Raw genomic sequence first — 17,707 nt, 5'->3', positions numbered from 1 at the left:
CACCGTGACCACACTGACCAAGACCGAGGACGCCCCGGCCCCGACCGGGCCCGAGAGCTTCCTCTCGGTCCGTGACCTGCGGGTGCAGTTCTCCACCGAGGACGGCATCGTCAAGGCCGTCGACGGGCTCTCCTTCGACGTCGAGCGCGGCAAGACCCTGGGCATCGTGGGTGAGTCCGGCTCCGGCAAGTCCGTCACCAACCTGTCGATCCTGGGCCTGCACAACCCGCGGACCAGCTCCGTCGACGGTGAGATCCTGCTCGACGGGCAGGAGCTCGTCACCGCCACCGACAAGGAGCTGGAACAGCTCCGCGGCAACAAGATGGCGATGATCTTCCAGGACCCGCTGACGGCCCTGTCGCCGTACTACACGGTGGGCCGGCAGCTGTCCGAGCCGTTCATGAAGCACCGCGGCGCCTCCAAGAAGGAGGCCAAGGACCGGGCCATCCAGATGCTGGAGAAGGTCGGCATCCCGCAGCCCAAGGTGCGCTTCGACGACTACCCGCACCAGTTCTCCGGCGGTATGCGCCAGCGCGCGATGATCGCCATGGCGCTGATGTGCGACCCCGACCTGCTGATCGCCGACGAGCCCACGACCGCGCTCGACGTGACCGTGCAGGCCCAGATCCTCGACCTGCTCAAGGACCTCCAGCAGGAGTTCGGCTCCGCGATCATCTTCATCACCCACGACCTCGGCGTCATCTCCAACATGGCCGACGACCTGCTGGTGATGTACGCGGGCCGCGCGGTGGAGCGCGGCAGCGTCAAGGAGGTGCTGCGCACCCCCCAGCACCCCTACACCTGGGGCCTGCTCAGCTCGATGCCGCGGCTCGACGGCGACATCCACGAGATGCTGACGCCGATCCCCGGCTCGCCGCCCTCGCTGCTCACCCCGCCCCCCGGCTGCCGCTTCCACCCGCGGTGCGCGTTCAAGGACGAGGTCGCCGGCACGCTGTGCAGCGACACCCGTCCGCCGCTCGCCGACGGCCGGGCCGCCGCGTGCCATCTGACCGCGGAGCAGAAGCAGACCATCTTCATCGACAAGATCCAGCCCCGGCTGCGCTAGGGAGAACCGAGATCATGAGCGACAACCTCACCCTCCCCGCACAGCAGGGCCCCACCGACGCCTCGACGGAGACCCTTCTCGAGGTGCAGGGGCTCACCAAGCACTTCCCCATCTACGGCGGCTTCCCGATCAAGCGCAAGGTCGGCGCCGTGCAGGCCGTCGACGGTGTCGACCTGACCGTCGGCGTCGGCGAGAGCGTCGGCCTGGTGGGCGAGTCCGGCTGCGGGAAGTCCACCACCGGCCGGCTGATCACCCGGCTGCTGGAGCCGACCGCCGGCAAGATCAACTACATGGGTCAGGACATCACCCACGCCTCGCGCAGGCAGCTGGCGCCGGTGCGGTCCGAGATCCAGATGATCTTCCAGGACCCGTACTCCTCGCTGAACCCGCGGCAGACCGTCGGCTCCATCATCAAGTCGCCGATGGAGGTCAACGGGATCGAGCCCGAGGGCGGCCAGGAGAAGAAGGTCCGCGAGCTCCTGGAGCTCGTCGGCCTCAACCCGGAGCACTACAACCGCTTCCCGCACGAGTTCTCCGGCGGTCAGCGCCAGCGCATCGGCGTCGCCCGTGCCCTGGCACTGAACCCGAAGCTGATCGTGGCGGACGAGCCGGTCTCCGCGCTGGACGTGTCGATCCAGGCGCAGGTGGTGAACCTGCTGCAGAAGGTGCAGCAGGAGCTGGGCATCGCCTTCCTGTTCATCGCCCACGACCTCGCGATCGTCCGGCACTTCTCGCAGCGCGTCGCGGTCATGTACCTCGGCAAGGTGGTCGAGGTCGGCGACCGGGACTCGATCTACAACCGGCCGCGCCACCCGTACACCCACGCCCTGCTCTCCGCGGTCCCCGAGGTCGCGGTGGACGACGAGGCCGGGGACAAGGAGCGGATCCGCCTCTACGGCGACGTCCCCTCCCCGATCTCCCCGCCGTCCGGCTGCCGCTTCCGCACCCGGTGCTGGAAGGCGCAGGACAAGTGCGCCAGCGAGGAGCCGCCGCTGCTGCAGCTCTCCGGCAACCGTGACGGCCACCTGACGGCCTGCCACTTCCCGGAGGACCCCACCACGGAGGCCCGCGCCGAGGACGTCGTCCTGGACCCCGCGCTGAAGGCGCTGGAGAAGGACACGGCCGACGACACCGAGTCGAAGCCCGCCAAGGACTGACACCAGGGTCACCCGACAGCCCGGGGGCGGAGTCACAGGACTCCGCCCCCGGGCTGTGGCATGCGTACGGGCGGGGAGGAAGAACGGCGACGGGCGGCACCGGCGGGCCGCGCAGGGGCGGGGACCGGACCCCGAGACGGTGTGAGTGGCCGCGCCGGGGGCGGTGCCGAGCGGACGTCCTGCGGCTGCCGACGCCGGAGCGGGACGCCTGCCGACGAGCACGGACGCCGGACCGGCCGATGGCCGTCGAGGAGCCCGGATCCCGGGTCGGCGCCGGGACCGCCGGGCTGCCGCGCGCACCGCCGCCGTCCGCCGCCGGGCTGCCGCGCGCACCGCCGCCGTCCGCCGCCGGGCTGCCGCGCGCACCGCCGCCGGGCTGCCGCGCCCACCGCCGCCGTCCGCCGTGCCGCGGCGTCGCCGTGCCTCCGTGTCGCGGCGCCGTCGTCACCGCCGGCCGCGCGAGACACCGCGACCCGCCTCGCCCGCACGGGGCTGATCGTGCGAGCGACGCGGGTCGTCTCCGGTGGCGTTCCCCGTACACGCCGTCGCGGCGTGAGGAGCGGGCCGGCGGGGCTACGCCAGGCGTATCCGGGGGTCGATCACCGCGTAGACCGCGTCGACCACGATGTTCGCCACGACGATGGCGGTCGCGGCGACCAGGACCACGCCCAGGAGGAGGGGGAGGTCGTTGTCGCGTACGGCCTTGATGGAGAGGGCCCCGATGCCGTGGAGGCCGAAGGTCTCCTCCGTGATGATGGCGCCGCCCAGGAGGTAGCCGAGGTCGAGGCCGAGGATGGTCACGATGGGGCCCATGGCGCCGCGCCAGGCGTAGCGGAAGAAGACGGTACGGCGGCCCAGGCCCTTGGCGCGGGCCGTGCGGACGTAGTCCTCGGCGAGGGTCTCGACGAGCTGGGAGCGGGTCATCCGGGTGTAGTTGGCGGTGAAGATGAGCGCCAGCACCAGCCAGGGCAGCAGCAGCCCCTTGAACCAGGCGGCCGGGTCCTGGGTGAAGCCGACCGCGTCGGTGGGGCGGGGGAGCAGCCGCCACTGGTCGGAGAGGTAGTACATGGCGACCACCCCGACGATGTAGATCTGCAGCGACGAGCCGACCAGGGACGCGGAGGACGCGATCTTGTCCAGTGCGCGGCCCTGCCGGACCGCCGCGACCATGCCGGTGCCCACCCCGAACAGCACGAACACGACGGCACTGCCGAGGGAGAGGGAGAGCGTGGTCGGGAAGCGGTCGGTGATCAGGCCGAGGACCGGCTCGTGGTTGGTGAAGGAGTAGCCGAGGCAGGGCGCGGGGCACCGGCCGAGCCCGGTGTAGTCGCGGCCGACGAACAGGGCCGTGAGCCAGTGCCAGTACTGCACCGGCAGCGGATCGTCGATCCCGAGGTTGTGCCGGACCAGTGCGAGCGTCTGCGGCGTGCACAGCTTGCCGCAGGCGGTGCGGGCGGGGTCGCGCGGGGCGACGTAGAAGAGGGCGAACGTGAGGGCGCTGATGACCAGGAGGATCAGCAGCGCGCTCAGCGTCCGGCGTGCGACGAAACGGAGCATGGCTGACCGGGATCCTCGGGCTCAGGACTTGGCGTACAGCTTGTAGACGAGGAACGCTGAGAACAGCGGGTCGAACTGGGCGCCGCCCACCTTGGTCCCGTACAGGTAGTAGCGCCGCTGGTAGGTCTCCGGGATGATCGGCGCCTCCTTGGCCATGATCTCCTTGTCGAGCGCCGCCCAGGCCGCCTCCTGCTTGACGGTGTCCGTGACGCCGGCGTCCTTCTTGATCGCCGAGTTGACCCAGCCGACGTTCAACTGCGAGACGTTGGGGGCGTTGTCGGCGATCGTCGCGCCGTCGAAGAGGGGCTGGATCAGGGTGTACGCGGCGGGCCAGTCCGGTGACCAGCCGTACCACATGACGTCGAACGTGTTGTCGATCTGCCCGACCTGGTCGTAGTAGCTGGTGGACTCCACCGGCTTCACGACCGGGTCGAAGCCCGCCTCCTTCAGCGCGTTGACGATGACGACCTTGGTCTTGTCGTACGCGTCGTTGCCGCCCTGCGGATAGGTGTAGACGATCTTCTGGCCGAGCTTCCCGGCCGCCTTCAGCAGCGACTTGGCCTTGGCCGTGTCGCCGCGCGGGTTCCTCAGCTTGCCGTACACGTCGAACTTCACCCGGCCCGCGATGTCCGGACTGAGGATGGTCGTCGCGTAGTCACCGGCGGACGGGCCGCCGTAGATGGAGCGGATCTGCTCCAGCGGCCAGGCGTGGTTGAGGGCCTGGCGCACCTTGACGTCCTTGATCCGGCGGCAGTTGATCGCGTAGTAGTACAGGCCCGTCAGCAGGCCGTTGACCGTGCGGTTCTGGAGGTCGGGGGTGCCGATGACCTTCTGGATGCGTTCCGCCGGGACACCGCTGTAGGCCATGACGGCGTACTGGTCGGTCCCGGAGTCGGCGATCAGCCGGTCGGTGGCCTGGAGCGCCTCCGGGCCGAACTCGAAGACCACGGAGTCCGGGTAGGCCGTGCGGATCGGGTCGGTCGCCGGGTCCCAGTGCGTGTTGCGCACCAGGGTCATGGACTTGTCGACGGAGTGCTGCTTGATCCGGTACGGGCCGCAGGAGACCGGGTCCTTGTCGTACTTCTCCTTGCTGTCGTGCGCGACCGGCACGGCGCCGTAGGAGTGCATCGCCAGCGCCCAGTCGAGGTCGGGCCGTGCCGTCTTCAGATGGAAGGTGATGGTCTTCTTCGCGGTGTCCGTGACGACCGAGTCGAGGTGCTTGCCGCCGTACGGGCCCTTGTACAGGGAGCGGAAGTCGGTGGAGCCGGTGAGCCAGGTCTGGACGTAGGTGGCGCCCTCGGTGGTGAAGCTCGCGAAGCCGCGCTCGATGCCGTGCCGTACGTCCTCGACGGTCAGTTCGCTGCCGTCCTCCCACTTCAGGCCGTCCTTGAGGGTGAACGTCCAGGTCCGGCCGCCGTCCGTCATGGTGCCGGTGTCGGTGGCGAGGTCGCCGACGAGCTTCATGGAGCCGTTCGGGGCGATCCGGTACCCGGTGAGGCAGCGGACGTAGAGGTTCGCGACCGTGGAGTTCCAGGCGAAGTAGATGCGCTGCGGGTCGAGGTGGGAGAAGTCGTCGGGGCCGAGCGCGTGGATGGTCCCGCCCTTGCGGGCCCCGGGGACCTGCGGTGCCGGGCCGGTGGAGTCCTTCGCCGTGCCGACGGTCACCTTGGAGTACGTGGCGGAGGCCGCCGAGCCGCCCTGGGCGCCGCCACCCCCGCCTCCGCTGCTGCACGCGCTGAGGACCAGGGAGCCGCCGGCCGCCGCGACCGAGCCGGCGATGACGAAGTTTCTGCGGGAGATCGACATGGGTGTCCTGCCTGAATCAGGGGTGAGGAGGGTGAAGCCCGGAGGAGGAAGGGGGCTCAGCGTCTGGCCTTCGGGTCGAGCGCGTCGCGGACCGAGTCGCCGAGCAGGTTGAACGCGATCACGAAGATCACCATCGACAGGCCGGGGAAGAGCATGTACGTGATGTCGTTCTGGTAGACCTGCGCGCCGCGCTGGATCATCACGCCCCAGTCGGGCGTGGGGTCGCTCAGACCGACGCCGAGGAAGGCGAGGGCCGCCTCCGTGGTGACGTACATGGGCAGCGCGAGGGTCGCCTGCACGAGGATCGGCGTCCACAGGTTGGGCAGCAGTTCCCGGAAGACGATCCGGGCCGCCGAGGCGCCGGTGACCTTGGCCGCCTCCACGAACTCCCGCTCGCGCAGGGCGAGCACCTCGCCGCGCAGCAGCCGGGCGATCGGTGCCCAGCCGAACGCGGTCATCACCGCGATCAGGCTCACGACCGTCAGCCAGGTGGGGGTGTTCTGGTCGGGCCGGACCAGGATCGAGATCAGCACCGGCCACATGGCGATGAAGAACAGCGTGGAGGGGAACGCAAGCAGGATGTCGACGATCCGGCCGACCAGGTTGTCGATCCGGCCGCCGAGGTAGCCGGCCGTGATGCCCACCGTGATGCCGAGCGCCGTGACCAGGAGGGTCGTCGCGGTGGCGATCAGCAGGGAGTTGCGGATGCCGTAGAGGAGGAGGGTGAGGACGTCCCGGCCGAGCTGCGGTTCGACGCCGAACCAGAAGTCGCCGCTGATCCCGCCGTTGGGGGCGATCGGGAAGCCGAACTGGTTGAGCAGGCCCGGCTGGTTCTGCCCGTACGTCGTGTACGGGTCCTTGCCGTACACCTTCGCGATCAGCGGGGCGCCGATGCCGGCGACGAAGAACAGCAGCACGATGTACGCCGACACGACCCCGGCGCGGTCCCGGCGGAACCGCCGCCAGGCGATCCGGCCGGGCGAGCTGGTGCCGCCGCCGTGGGGCGGGGCGGTGGACGCCGGGGGTACGGCACCGTTGTCGGGGGCCGCCTCGAACGGCGTGGCGGCGGAGGGTGTCGGCGAGGTCATGGCGCTCCCGGCCCGCAGGTGTCAGGGACGAGCGTGAGGTGCGGGGCGCCCGGGTGACGGGCGTCCCCTGACGTGACCCTTCAACTCGCCCCGCGCCGCGTCAATGCGCCTTCCACGGCTTTGAGCTGGACTTTTGCCCCTTGACCAGCGGCTGGCCCACCGGTTGACGCTCCTTGGCCCCGCCATGACCAGCCCGAGGGCCACCCCAAACTCCGCTCTTACCGCCCCGAACCCCGCTCTTACCGGCCGAAGCCGGACCCACTCCGACGAATACGCCACGCGCCATGCGTCACGCCGTCACGACCGCCCTCCGCGGTGCCGCTGCCGGTGCCCCTCGTACGGACCCCGCAGACGTGCGGTATGTGTGCTATGCGCCGATATTGGCCGGTAACGGGATCACTCAGGAGGAGGCACTCGATGCGCGGAGCCACGCATGCCAGATGGGCCGCGGGCGCGGTCGCGGTGGCGCTCACCGCGACCGGCTGCGGCGGTGGGGACGGCGGCAGCAGCAGTGGCGGCGGTGACAGCGGCGCGGTGCTCAGCTCCTCCTGGGGTGACCCGCAGAACCCGCTGGAGCCGGCCAACACCAACGAGGTGCAGGGCGGCAAGGTCCTCTCGATGATCTTCCGGGGGCTGAAGCAGTACGACCCGAAGACCGGCGAGGCCGAGGACATGCTCGCCGAGAAGATCGAGACGACGGACTCGCAGAACTTCACGATCACCGTCAAGGACGGCTGGACCTTCAGCAACGGCGAGAAGGTCACCGCCAAGTCCTTCGTGGACGCGTGGAACTACGGGGCCAGCCTGAAGAACAACCAGAAGAACGCGTACTTCTTCGAGTACATCCAGGGCTACGACAAGACCCACCCGGACGACGGCAGCAAGCAGACCGCCGACACCCTCTCGGGCCTGAAGGTCGTCGACGACCGGACGTTCACCGTCGCGCTGACGCAGAAGTTCTCGACGTTCCCCGAAACCCTCGGCTACAACGCCTACGCCCCGCTGCCCCAGTCGTTCTTCACCGACCACGACGCCTGGCTGAGCAAGCCCGTCGGCAACGGCCCGTACGCCGTCGACTCGTACACCAAGGGCTCGCAGCTCTCCCTGCGCACGTGGGACGGCTACCCGGGGCAGGACAAGGCCCAGAACGGCGGCGTGGACCTGAAGGTCTACACGGACAACAACACCGCCTACACCGACCTGATGGCCGGCAACCTCGACCTCGTCGACGACGTCCCCGCCGCCCAGCTGAAGAACGTCCAGGCCGACCTCGGCAACCGGTACATCAACACCCCGGCCGGCATCATCCAGACGCTGTCCTTCCCGTTCTACGACCAGGCCTGGAACAAGCCCGGGTCGGAGAAGGTCCGCGAGGGCCTGTCCCGCGCGATCGACCGCGAGCAGATCACCGACACCATCTTCCAGAAGACCCGTACCCCCGCCACCGACTGGACCTCACCCGTGCTCGGCGAGGAGGGCGGCTACAAGGAGGGCCTGTGCGGTGACGCCTGCGAGTACGACGCGGACGCGGCCAAGCAGCTGATCAAGGAGGGCGGCGGCCTCCCCGGCGGCCAGGTCAAGATCACGTACAACGCGGACACCGGCTCCCACAAACAGTGGGTCGACGCCGTCTGCAACTCCATCAACAACGCCCTCGACAACGACCAGGCGTGCGTCGGCAACCCGGTCGGCACCTTCGCCGACTACCGCAACCAGATCACCCAGCGGAAGATGAGCGGCCCGTTCCGCGCCGGCTGGCAGATGGACTACCCGCTCATCCAGAACTTCCTCCAGCCGCTGTACTACACCAACGCCTCCTCCAACGACGGCAAGTGGTCCGACGCCGACTTCGACAAGCGCGTCGACGAGGCCAACGCCGAGGAGGACGCGGCGAAGGCGGTGGAGAAGTTCCAGCAGGCCGAGGAGGTTGTCCGGGACAACATGGCCGCCATTCCGCTCTGGTACCAGAACGGCAGCGCGGGCTACTCCGAGCGGCTCTCCAATGTGTCGCTGAACCCGTTCAGCGTGCCGGTGTACGACCAGATCAAGGTCAGCTGAGCCGTCCGGGCGGGCGCCCCGCCGCCCGCCCACTACCTCCGGAGCCCGCATGGGACGGTATGTGATCCGGCGCCTGCTGCAGATGATCCCGGTCTTCGTGGGCGCCACCCTCCTGATCTTCCTGATGGTGAACGTGATGGGCGACCCCATCGCGGGTCTGTGCGGCGACCGGGAGTGCGCCCCGGCGACCGCCGCCCAGCTCCGCAGGGAGTTCGGCCTCGACAAGCCCGTGTGGCAGCAATACCTGACCTACATGGGCAACGTCTTCACCGGCGACTTCGGCACCGCCTTCAACGGGCAGGAGGTCACCGAGCTGATGGCCTCCGCCTTCCCGGTCACCATCCGGCTGACGATCGTCGCGATCCTCTTCGAGATCGTCATCGGCATCACGCTCGGCGTCGTCACCGGGCTGCGCCGCGGCCGGCCCGTCGACACCGGCGTCCTGCTGACCACCCTGGTCGTCATCTCGGTCCCCACCTTCGTCACCGGTCTGCTGCTCCAGCTGCTGCTCGGCGTGGAGTGGGGCTGGATCAGCCCGTCGGTCTCCTCCGACGCCCCCTTCGACGAGCTGATCGTCCCCGGACTCGTCCTCGCCTCCGTCTCCCTCGCGTACGTCACCCGGCTGACCCGTACCTCGATCGCGGAGAACGCCCGCGGCGACTACGTCCGCACCGCCGTCGCCAAGGGCCTGCCCCGGCACCGGGTGATCCGCAAGCACCTGCTGCGGAACTCCCTGATCCCGGTGGTCACCTTCATCGGCACCGACATCGGGGCCCTGATGGGCGGGGCCATCGTCACCGAGCGGATCTTCAACATCCACGGCGTCGGCTACCAGCTCTACCAGGGCATCCTCCGCCAGAACACCCAGACCGTCGTCGGCTTCGTGACCGTCCTCGTCCTGGTGTTCCTCATCGCCAACCTGCTCGTCGACCTCCTCTACGCCGTACTCGACCCGAGGATCCGCTATGCCTGAGCCGCAGCCGGACGAGCCGCACGTCTCGGGCGGCCAACGCGCCACCGAGAACGGGGCGATCGCCGCGACGGGACTGGACGGCACCATGGATCTGGCCACCACCGAGGGGGAGACCTTGGAGAAGGGCCTCGGCAACGCCGACGCGGGCGGCCCGGCGGACAAGGCCCACAGCCTCTGGTCCGACGCCTGGCGCGACCTGCGCCGCAACCCCGTCTTCATCATCTCGGCGCTCGTGATCCTCTTCCTGGTCGTCATCTCCCTGTGGCCGTCGCTGATCGCCTCCGGCAACCCCCTCAAGTGCGACCTCTCCAAGGCCCAGGAGGGCTCGCAGCCGGGCCACCCCTTCGGCTTCGACGGCCAGGGCTGCGACGTGTACACGCGGACCGTGTACGGGGCGCGGATCTCGATCTCCGTCGGCGTCTGCGCCACCCTCGGGGTCGCGCTCCTCGGGTCGGTGCTCGGCGGGCTCGCCGGCTTCTTCGGCGGGATGTCCGACTCGTTCCTGTCCCGGATCACCGACGTCTTCTTCGCCATCCCCGTGGTGCTCGGCGGTCTGGTGCTGCTGTCGGTGGTCACCAGTAACAGCGTCTGGCCGGTGATCGGGTTCATGGTGCTGCTGGGCTGGCCGCAGATCTCCCGCATCGCCCGCGGCTCCGTCATCACCGCCAAGCAGAACGACTACGTCCAGGCCGCCCGCGCGCTCGGCGCCTCCAACTCCCGCATGCTGCTGCGGCACATCACCCCGAACGCCGTGGCCCCGGTCATCGTCGTCGCGACCATCGCGCTGGGCACGTACATCGCCCTGGAGGCCACCCTGTCCTACCTCGGGGTCGGTCTGAAGCCGCCCAGCGTCTCCTGGGGCATCGACATCTCCGCCGCCTCGCCGTACATCCGCAACGCCCCGCACGCCCTGCTGTGGCCCTCCGGCGCCCTCGCGATCACCGTCCTGGCGTTCATCATGCTCGGCGACGCGGTCCGCGACGCCCTCGACCCGAAGCTGAGGTGAGCCGTCGTCATGCTGCTCGAAGTACGTGATCTCCGGGTGGAGTTCAGGACGCGGGACGGGATCGCCAAGGCGGTCAACGGGGTCGAGTACGCGGTCGACGCCGGACAGACGCTCGCGGTGCTGGGGGAGTCCGGGTCGGGGAAGTCGGTCACCGCGCAGGCGATCATGGGGATCCTCGACATGCCGCCGGGGCGGATCACCGGCGGCGAGATCCTCTTCAAGGGCCGGGACCTGCTGAAGCTCAAGGAGGACGAACGCCGGAAGGTCCGCGGCGCCGAGATGGCGATGATCTTCCAGGACGCGCTCTCCGCCCTGAACCCCGTCCTGACCGTCGGTGACCAGCTCGGCGAGATGTTCGTCGTGCACCGCGGCATGTCGAAGAAGGACGCCCGCGCCAAGGCCGTCGAACTGATGGACCGGGTCCGCATCCCGGCCGCGAAGGAACGCGTACGGGACTACCCCCACCAGTTCTCCGGCGGTATGCGCCAGCGCATCATGATCGCGATGGCGCTGGCCCTGGAGCCCTCCCTGATCATCGCCGACGAACCGACGACGGCGCTAGACGTCACCGTCCAGGCCCAGGTCATGGACCTCCTCGCGGAGCTGCGCCGCGAACTGGACATGGGCCTCATCCTCATCACCCACGACCTCGGCGTCGTCGCGGACGTCGCCGACCGCATCGCCGTCATGTACGCCGGCCGCATCGTGGAGTCCGCCCCCGTCCACGACATCTACAAGGCCCCGGCCCACCCGTACACCCGTGGCCTGCTCGACTCCATCCCGCGCCTGGACCAGAAGGGCCAGGAGTTGTACGCCATCAAGGGCCTCCCGCCCAACCTCACGAAGATCCCGCCCGGCTGTGCCTTCCACCCGCGCTGCCCGATGGCACGCGACGTGTGCCGCACCGACGTACCCCCGCTCTATGAAGTGACCCCGTCGGACGGCACGCGGGTGAGCGCCTGCCACTTCTGGAGGGAGTGCCTCGATGACCGAGTCGACGGCCACGTCAACGGTTGAGCCGATCCTGGAGGTCAGTGGACTGGTCAAGCACTACCCGTTGACCCGGGGCGTGCTGTTCAAGAAGCAGGTCGGCGCGGTCAAGGCCGTGGACGGGGTCGACTTCACGCTCGGCGCGGGGGAAACCCTCGGCATCGTCGGCGAGTCCGGCTGCGGCAAGTCGACCGTCGCCAAGATGCTGGTCAACCTGGAGCGGCCCACCGCCGGGTCGATCAAGTACAAGGGCGAGGACATCACCAGGCTCTCCGGCAGGGCCCTGAAGGCGGTGCGCCGCAACATCCAGATGGTCTTCCAGGATCCGTACACCTCCCTCAACCCCCGGATGACCGTCGGCGACATCATCGGCGAGCCGTACGACATCCACCCCGAGGTCGCCCCCAAGGGGGACCGGCGGCGCAAGGTGCAGGAACTCCTCGACGTGGTCGGCCTCAACCCCGAGTACGTCAACCGCTATCCGCACCAGTTCTCCGGCGGTCAGCGCCAGCGCATCGGCATCGCCCGCGGGCTGGCGCTCCGCCCCGAGATCATCGTGGCCGACGAACCGGTCTCCGCGCTCGACGTGTCCGTCCAGGCCCAGGTGATCAACCTGCTGGACCGGCTCCAGGGGGAGTTCGGGCTGAGCTACGTCTTCATCGCGCACGACCTGTCGATCGTGCGGCACATCTCCGACCGGGTGGGCGTGATGTACCTCGGCCGGATCGTCGAGATCGGCCGCGACGCCGAGATCTACGACCACCCCACCCACCCCTACACCCAGGCGCTGCTGTCCGCCGTGCCCGTCCCCGACCCCGAGGCCCGGGAGCACCGCGAACGGATCATTCTCTTCGGCGATGTGCCCTCCCCGACGAACATCCCGTCCGGATGCCGCTTCCGCACCCGCTGCTGGAAGGCCCGCGAGAAGTGCGAGCGGGAGGTGCCGCCGCTCGCGGTACCGGCGGAGTTCCGGCACGGGTTCGGCCCGGCCGCCCATGACTCCGCCTGCCACTTCGCGGAGGAGAAGCAGGTCGTCCCGCCGGAGGAACCGCTGGACGATCATTCCGAGGGAGCCGTATAGCCGTACAAACGCACACCAACCGCGTTAACACGCAGGCAACTTGGCTGACGTCGTTCCGATATACGGACGCGCGAAGCTGAACAGCGTACGGCCGTGCGGGTGCCGTAAACGGGCCGGGGCGCGCCATGTCGCCCCGGCCCGTTGCCGTGCCCGCTCCCCGACTGCTACTCCAGCCCCAGCGACCGCTTGAGGAAGTCCACCTGGAGCAGCAGCAGGTTCTCCGCCACCTGCTCCTGCGGGGTCATGTGCGTGACCCCGGAGAGCGGCAGCACCTCGTGCGGGCGGCCGGCCGCGAGGAGCGCGGAGGACAGCCGCAGGGCGTGGGCGAAGACCACGTTGTCGTCGGCCGTGCCGTGCACGATCATCAGCGGCCGGTGCGGCGGCGCGGGCGAGGAGAGCCCGCCGTCCGTCACCAGCGAACTCCCCGCGTACGCCTCCGGGTTCGTGGCCGGGTCACCGAGATACCGCTCCGTGTAGTGGGTGTCGTACAGCCGCCAGTCGGTGACCGGGGCACCCGCGATCCCGGCGTGGAAGACGTCCGGGCGGCGCAGTACGGCCAGGGCCGCCAGCCAGCCGCCGAACGACCAGCCGCGGATCGCCACCCGCGACAGGTCGAGGGGGTGCGACCGCGCGAGGGCGTGCAGCGCGTCCACCTGGTCGTCCAGGGAGAGCGTGAGGTCGCCGTCGATCGCCTTCTCCCACGCGGGGGAGCGGCCCGGCGTGCCCCGCCCGTCGGCGACCACCACCGCGAAACCCTGGTCGGCGAACCACTGCGAGGTGAGGTGTGCGTTGTGCGCCGCCAGCACCCGGGGGCCGTGCGGACCGCCGTAGGGGTCCATGAGGACCGGCAGGGGTGTGACGCCGTCGTAGTCCCTCGGCATAAGCAGGGCGCACGGTACGCGGCGTGCGCCCCCCTGTGTGAACCGCACGCGCGGGGACATACCGGGGTCTTCCGCGTAAGTCGCCACGGTGGCCACCTGCTTGCCCTCCCGCAGCACCCGCACCTGGGACCCCGCCCGGTCCGGCACGGCGGACACCAGGACCGTCACACCGCCGGAACGCACCGCCGAGTGCACCCCGGGCTCCTCGGAGACCCGTTCCACCCCCAGCTCGTTCACGCGGTAGACGTGCACCTGGCCGATCTCCGGCTCGGCGGCCCTCTCGCCCGCCGACGCCGAGACCAGCACATCGTCGTCGGACACGTCCAGCACCGCCCGGACGTGCAACTGCGGGCCCGTCAGCGGGCGTTCGCCCACCGCCAGCACCCGCGCGCCGCCCTCGTCCGCGACACGCACGAGCTGCCCCGACGGACTCCACGAAGGCACCCCGGGGAAAAGATCAAGCCAATGTGGATCTTCGTCGGCATGCACCATCCGGGTCGCCCCGGTGTCCGGGTCCACCGCCAGGAACAGCTGGCTGCGCTGGTCCCGCGCCTGCACCAGGAGCAGCGGCGCCCCCGCCCCTGACCAGTGCACATGCGCCAGATACGGATAGCGGGCCCGGTCCCACGCGACCTCCGTGCGCGTCCCGGCGAGGTCGGTCACGAAGAGCCGCACCTCCGCGTTGGGGGTGCCGACCGCCGGATACGGCACCCGCTGCGGGTCCCTTTCCGGCTGCGCGGGGTCCGAGATCCACCAGCGGCGCACCGGCGTGTCGTCCACGCGCGCCACGAGCAGCCGGTCCGACTCCGGCGACCACCAGAAACCGCGTGAACGGCCCATCTCCTCGGCCGCGATGAACTCCGCCAGGCCGTGGGTGACGTTCTCCGTCCCCTCCTCGGTGAGCGCCCGGTCGCCGCCGCCCTCCGCCTCCACCACCCGCAGCGTGCCCCGGGTGACGTACGCGACGTACCGGCCGTCGGGGGAGGGGCGCGGGTCGATCACCGGTCCGGGGACGTCCAGTCCACGTGCCGTACCGGCCCGCAGCTCCGCCACGAAAAGCCGCCCTGACAAGGCGAAAGAGGCCAACTCCACGGCCGCGTCGGTGGCATAACCGACGATTCCGGCGCCGCCCTCGCGGCTGCGCTCACGGCGCGCCCGCTCCTCGGCGGACAACTCCTCGGACGAACCGCGCAGCAGCGCCCCCGGGTCGGCCGCCACGCGCTCGGCACCTTCCGGGAGGTCCAGTACCCACAGCTTGTTGGCCCGGTCGGTACCGGACGAGGAACGCAGGAACACGACACGGGAACCATCGGGAGCGACGGAGAACGCGCGCGGCGCGCCGAGGCTGAAACGCTGTGTCCGGGCGTGCCGACGGGGGAAGGACTCGGGCTCGGTCGTCATGTGCCGACCATATTGGCCATGCGCCCCCTTGTGCGGCCGTGCGCCGATCGATGCGCGCGTTTGGATAGTTATGATCACTACCGCTGAGTGGGTATGAACCTGCTGGCCGCTGTACGGATTCACAACTGCGTCACCCGCGTCATCGTCCGACGACGTTCTCACCGTCGCCGTTCGACTACTGCTTCACTCCCCAGGTCCCAGGGAACTTTTTGGAGGTGAGCCGCCGTGGCACTCTCGATTTCGGCGGTGGTGCTGCTGGCGATCATCGTCTTCATCCTGATCAAGAAGTCAGGGCTGAAGGCACCACACGCGATCATCTGCATCCTGCTCGGGTTCTACCTCTCCTCGTCGACCATCGCGCCGACGATCAGCGAGCTGACCACCAACATCGCGGGCATGATCGGCAGCATCAAGTTCTGAGACCTCCGACCGCCCCCGGGCCCGCTCTCGCGCCCGTCCCCGTGCATGCCCGCGCCCCGCGCGGGCACGGATCGGGCGCCTCGTAGGGTGGGCCCATGACCGATCTGCCCGCCCGCCGACTGCTCCTGGTGCACGCGCACCCGGACGACGAGTCGATCAACAACGGCGCGACCATGGCCAAGTACGCGGCCGAGGGAGCACGGGTGACGCTGGTGACCTGCACCCTCGGTGAGGAGGGTGAGGTCATCCCGCCCCACCTCGCGCATCTCGCGCCCGACCGCGACGACGCCCTGGGCCCCTACCGGGTGGGCGAGCTGGCCGAGGCCATGAAGGAGCTCGGCGTCACCGACCACCGCTTCCTCGGCGGCCCCGGCCGCTACCGGGACTCCGGGATGATGGGCGTCGAGCAGAACGAGCGGCCCGGCGCCTTCTGGTCCGCCGACGTCGACGAGGCCGCCGCCCACCTCGTGGCGGTCGTCCGCGAGGTACGCCCCCAGGTCCTGGTGACCTACGACCCGAACGGCGGCTACGGCCACCCCGACCACATCCAGGCCCACCGCGTCGCCATGCGCGCCGTCGACCTCGCCGCCGACCCCGGCTTCCGCCCCGACCTGGGCGCCCCCTGGGAGATCGACAAGGTCTACTGGAACCGGGTGCCGCGCGGGGTGATCGTCGAGGGCTTCGCCCGGCTCCGCCGCGACCTCGCCGAACCCGGCCGGCTGCCCTTCGAGCGGGCCGCCGACGTCACCGACGTGCCGGGCGTGGTGGACGACCACCTCGTCACCACCGAGATCGACGGCACCGGCTTCGCGGCAGCGAAGGCCGCCGCGATGCGCGCCCACGCCACCCAGATCGAGGTCGCCGAACCCTACTTCGTCCTCTCCAACGAGCTGGCCCAGCCCCTCCTCACCACCGAGTACTACGAGTTGGTGCGCGGCGGACGCGAAGGCGGCAGCCGGGAGAGCGACTTGTTCGAGGGGATTCCCGGCAGGTCTTTCGAGGAAGTCCAGAACGGAACGGGCCTGTGATGCGTACGACTGTGTATGACGAACGAGTGGCACGTCCGTGCGACGGCCGAGAGGCGGTCGCGCGATGAAGCCGACCCAGCCGCCCACGGGCGGACAAGGCAGCATGCTCGCCCAGCCGTTGACCCTGCCCTCGCTCCCGCGGATCGCCGCCTACCTGGGCCTCCTCTTGCTGGGAGCCGTGCTCGGGGTGGCCGGCGGGCTCGCCCAAGCGGCCTGGTTCCCGCTCGGATTGCTGCTGGCGCTGATCGCCGCGGCCGGGCTCTTCCTGGGCGGTGCCCGGGCGACGGGCGGCAGGGCGGGGGCCGTTGCGCCGGCCGCCGGCTGGATGGTCTCCGTGGTGCTGCTGACCTCCACCCGGCCGGAGGGCGACTTCCTCTTCGCCGCGGGAGTCGGCTCGTATCTCTTCCTGCTCGGTGGCATGGCTGTGGCTGTGATGTGCGCCACCCTTGGGTGGGGGCGGCAACCGGCCGGGTCCGACGCCCGACTTGGGAAGTGACGTACCACTTCGCCGCAGTCGGGGGGTGCGGGTCCGGTGTGGGTTTCCCACGCGGTCGTGGGATACGCGCCGGAAGTGGCCAGTATGGTGGTGCGCGCCGCCGAGCTGCCCGCTGAGTTGAGGTCGTGACGGGCGGCGGAGCAAACCGGGAGAACCTGCCTTGAGTCGTGAAACTGACACTTCGTCCTCCGGGGCCAATGGGCGCGGCAGCACCGCGTACCCGTCGGGGACACCGCCGTACGGCACACCCATGGCCACCGAGGCCGGTGCCGACGCGGCCCGGTCGGCCGCAGGCGAGCGGCCGGACGGCCCCAAGACCGAGACCACGCTGACGACCCGGGTCCGGATCAACATCCCCGGGTCCCGGCCCATCCCGCCGGTCGTCGTGCGCAAGCCGGTCGGTGACGGCGAGGGCCCGGCGGACGACGCCGGCTCCGAGTCGGAGACCACCGGCACCACGGCCATGCCCGTGCTGACGAACACCCCGGCGCCCGCGCCGGAGCCGTCCCCGGGGGCCGACGACAAGCCGGCGAGCGACTGGTTCGCGCCACGCAAGAGCGCCCCCGCGGGCAAGGGCCCGAGCGGCGGCCACAGCAACGGCGCCGGGTTCTCCGCCGGTGCGGCGGCCGCGGCCGGCGGCCCGGCCCCCCGCCCCGCCGGCGGCAACGGCGCAGGCAGGCCGCCCGGTGCCCCCTCCGC

The 17,707-nt window shown here is 70.2% G+C and carries 14 protein-coding genes and 1 pseudogene; 11 read left to right on the top strand and 4 right to left on the bottom strand.

The genetic code is table 11. The features are described from left to right. Positions 1-4 precede the first annotated feature (4 nt). Positions 5-1,066, top strand: coding sequence for an ABC transporter ATP-binding protein (locus AOK23_RS19335; RefSeq protein ID WP_055713952.1), 1,062 nt, complete (start codon positions 5-7; stop codon positions 1,064-1,066). 14 nt (positions 1,067-1,080) lie between these two features. Further along, positions 1,081-2,223, top strand: a complete 1,143-nt coding sequence (locus tag AOK23_RS19330; protein ID WP_055713951.1) for an ABC transporter ATP-binding protein — start codon at positions 1,081-1,083, stop codon at positions 2,221-2,223. A 573-nt stretch (positions 2,224-2,796) separates the two neighbouring features. On the opposite strand, the gene AOK23_RS19325 is transcribed toward AOK23_RS19330, so the two are convergent. The 3 genes from AOK23_RS19325 to AOK23_RS19315 are packed head-to-tail and all read right to left on the bottom strand — an operon-like array spanning position 2,797 to position 6,674. Next, positions 2,797-3,780, bottom strand: coding sequence for an ABC transporter permease (locus tag AOK23_RS19325; RefSeq protein WP_055713950.1), 984 nt, complete (start codon positions 3,778-3,780; stop codon positions 2,797-2,799). Positions 3,781-3,801: 21 nt separating this feature from the next. Continuing rightward, positions 3,802-5,586, bottom strand: coding sequence for an ABC transporter substrate-binding protein (locus tag AOK23_RS19320; RefSeq protein WP_055713949.1), 1,785 nt, complete (start codon positions 5,584-5,586; stop codon positions 3,802-3,804). A gap of 56 nt (positions 5,587-5,642) precedes the next feature. Next, the gene (locus AOK23_RS19315; RefSeq protein ID WP_055713948.1) at positions 5,643-6,674 is read right to left on the bottom strand and encodes an ABC transporter permease; all 1,032 of its coding nucleotides are present in this window, start codon (positions 6,672-6,674) and stop codon (positions 5,643-5,645) included. Positions 6,675-7,091: 417 nt separating this feature from the next. On the opposite strand from AOK23_RS19315, the gene AOK23_RS19310 reads away from it, so the two are divergent. Genes AOK23_RS19310 through AOK23_RS19290 form a run of 5 tightly spaced genes read left to right on the top strand, consistent with a single transcriptional unit; the run spans position 7,092 to position 12,782 of the window. Continuing rightward, positions 7,092-8,732, top strand: coding sequence for a peptide ABC transporter substrate-binding protein (locus AOK23_RS19310; RefSeq protein ID WP_055713947.1), 1,641 nt, complete (start codon positions 7,092-7,094; stop codon positions 8,730-8,732). Between the two features lie 49 nt (positions 8,733-8,781). Further along, complete coding sequence (locus AOK23_RS19305; RefSeq protein ID WP_055713946.1) at positions 8,782-9,705, top strand: ABC transporter permease; 924 nt, start codon at positions 8,782-8,784, stop codon at positions 9,703-9,705. Next, positions 9,698-10,711, top strand: a complete 1,014-nt coding sequence (locus tag AOK23_RS19300) for an ABC transporter permease (RefSeq protein ID WP_055713945.1) — start codon at positions 9,698-9,700, stop codon at positions 10,709-10,711. The genes AOK23_RS19305 and AOK23_RS19300 overlap by 8 nt, the downstream gene beginning before the upstream one ends. Positions 10,712-10,720: 9 nt before the next feature. After that, entirely contained in the window at positions 10,721-11,728 is a 1,008-nt protein-coding gene (locus AOK23_RS19295) for an ABC transporter ATP-binding protein (RefSeq protein ID WP_055713944.1), read from the top strand. Continuing rightward, on the top strand, positions 11,697-12,782 hold the full coding sequence (locus tag AOK23_RS19290) for an ABC transporter ATP-binding protein (protein WP_055713943.1): 1,086 nt from the start codon (positions 11,697-11,699) through the stop codon (positions 12,780-12,782). The genes AOK23_RS19295 and AOK23_RS19290 overlap by 32 nt, the downstream gene beginning before the upstream one ends. Before the next feature lie 164 nt (positions 12,783-12,946). On the opposite strand, the gene AOK23_RS19285 is transcribed toward AOK23_RS19290, so the two are convergent. Next, the gene (locus AOK23_RS19285) at positions 12,947-15,064 is read right to left on the bottom strand and encodes a S9 family peptidase (RefSeq protein ID WP_055713942.1); all 2,118 of its coding nucleotides are present in this window, start codon (positions 15,062-15,064) and stop codon (positions 12,947-12,949) included. A 225-nt stretch (positions 15,065-15,289) separates the two neighbouring features. Between AOK23_RS19285 and AOK23_RS19280 the strand changes: the two genes are divergently transcribed. The 4 genes and pseudogenes from AOK23_RS19280 to AOK23_RS19265 form a co-directional block, all read left to right on the top strand. Continuing rightward, positions 15,290-15,484, top strand: coding sequence for a hypothetical protein (locus AOK23_RS19280; protein ID WP_055713941.1), 195 nt, complete (start codon positions 15,290-15,292; stop codon positions 15,482-15,484). A 95-nt stretch (positions 15,485-15,579) separates the two neighbouring features. Then, positions 15,580-16,512 carry an N-acetyl-1-D-myo-inositol-2-amino-2-deoxy-alpha-D-glucopyranoside deacetylase gene (gene mshB / locus AOK23_RS19275; protein ID WP_055713940.1) on the top strand — a complete coding sequence of 311 codons (933 nt, stop codon included), beginning with the start codon at positions 15,580-15,582 and terminating at the stop codon, positions 16,510-16,512. 64 nt (positions 16,513-16,576) lie between these two features. Further along, positions 16,577-17,008, top strand: coding sequence for a DUF6113 family protein (locus AOK23_RS19270; RefSeq protein ID WP_055713939.1), 432 nt, complete (start codon positions 16,577-16,579; stop codon positions 17,006-17,008). Between the two features lie 160 nt (positions 17,009-17,168). Continuing rightward, a pseudogene (locus AOK23_RS19265) lies at positions 17,169-17,707 on the top strand (hypothetical protein); the annotation flags it as partial.

The sequence above is a fragment of the Streptomyces torulosus genome, from assembly GCF_001419765.1.
Lineage (GTDB): Bacteria > Actinomycetota > Actinomycetes > Streptomycetales > Streptomycetaceae > Streptomyces > Streptomyces torulosus.
The sequence above is the reverse complement of the archived record's forward strand: the minus strand, read 5'-3'. Positions and strand labels throughout refer to the sequence as shown.

Bases quoted from the DNA above. Each gene is read 5' to 3' on its own strand.
- AOK23_RS19325 (WP_055713950.1), bottom strand. From the start codon at position 3,780: ATGCTCCGTTTCGTCGCACGCCGGACGCTGAGCGCGCTGCTGATCCTC.
- AOK23_RS19320 (WP_055713949.1), bottom strand. From the start codon at position 5,586: ATGTCGATCTCCCGCAGAAACTTCGTCATCGCCGGCTCGGTCGCGGCG.
- AOK23_RS19315 (WP_055713948.1), bottom strand. From the start codon at position 6,674: ATGACCTCGCCGACACCCTCCGCCGCCACGCCGTTCGAGGCGGCCCCC.
- mshB (WP_055713940.1), top strand. From the start codon at position 15,580: ATGACCGATCTGCCCGCCCGCCGACTGCTCCTGGTGCACGCGCACCCG.
- AOK23_RS19285 (WP_055713942.1), bottom strand. From the start codon at position 15,064: ATGACGACCGAGCCCGAGTCCTTCCCCCGTCGGCACGCCCGGACACAG.
- AOK23_RS19310 (WP_055713947.1), top strand. From the start codon at position 7,092: ATGCGCGGAGCCACGCATGCCAGATGGGCCGCGGGCGCGGTCGCGGTG.
- AOK23_RS19270 (WP_055713939.1), top strand. From the start codon at position 16,577: ATGAAGCCGACCCAGCCGCCCACGGGCGGACAAGGCAGCATGCTCGCC.
- AOK23_RS19295 (WP_055713944.1), top strand. From the start codon at position 10,721: ATGCTGCTCGAAGTACGTGATCTCCGGGTGGAGTTCAGGACGCGGGAC.
- AOK23_RS19290 (WP_055713943.1), top strand. From the start codon at position 11,697: ATGACCGAGTCGACGGCCACGTCAACGGTTGAGCCGATCCTGGAGGTC.
- AOK23_RS19330 (WP_055713951.1), top strand. From the start codon at position 1,081: ATGAGCGACAACCTCACCCTCCCCGCACAGCAGGGCCCCACCGACGCC.
- AOK23_RS19305 (WP_055713946.1), top strand. From the start codon at position 8,782: ATGGGACGGTATGTGATCCGGCGCCTGCTGCAGATGATCCCGGTCTTC.
- AOK23_RS19300 (WP_055713945.1), top strand. From the start codon at position 9,698: ATGCCTGAGCCGCAGCCGGACGAGCCGCACGTCTCGGGCGGCCAACGC.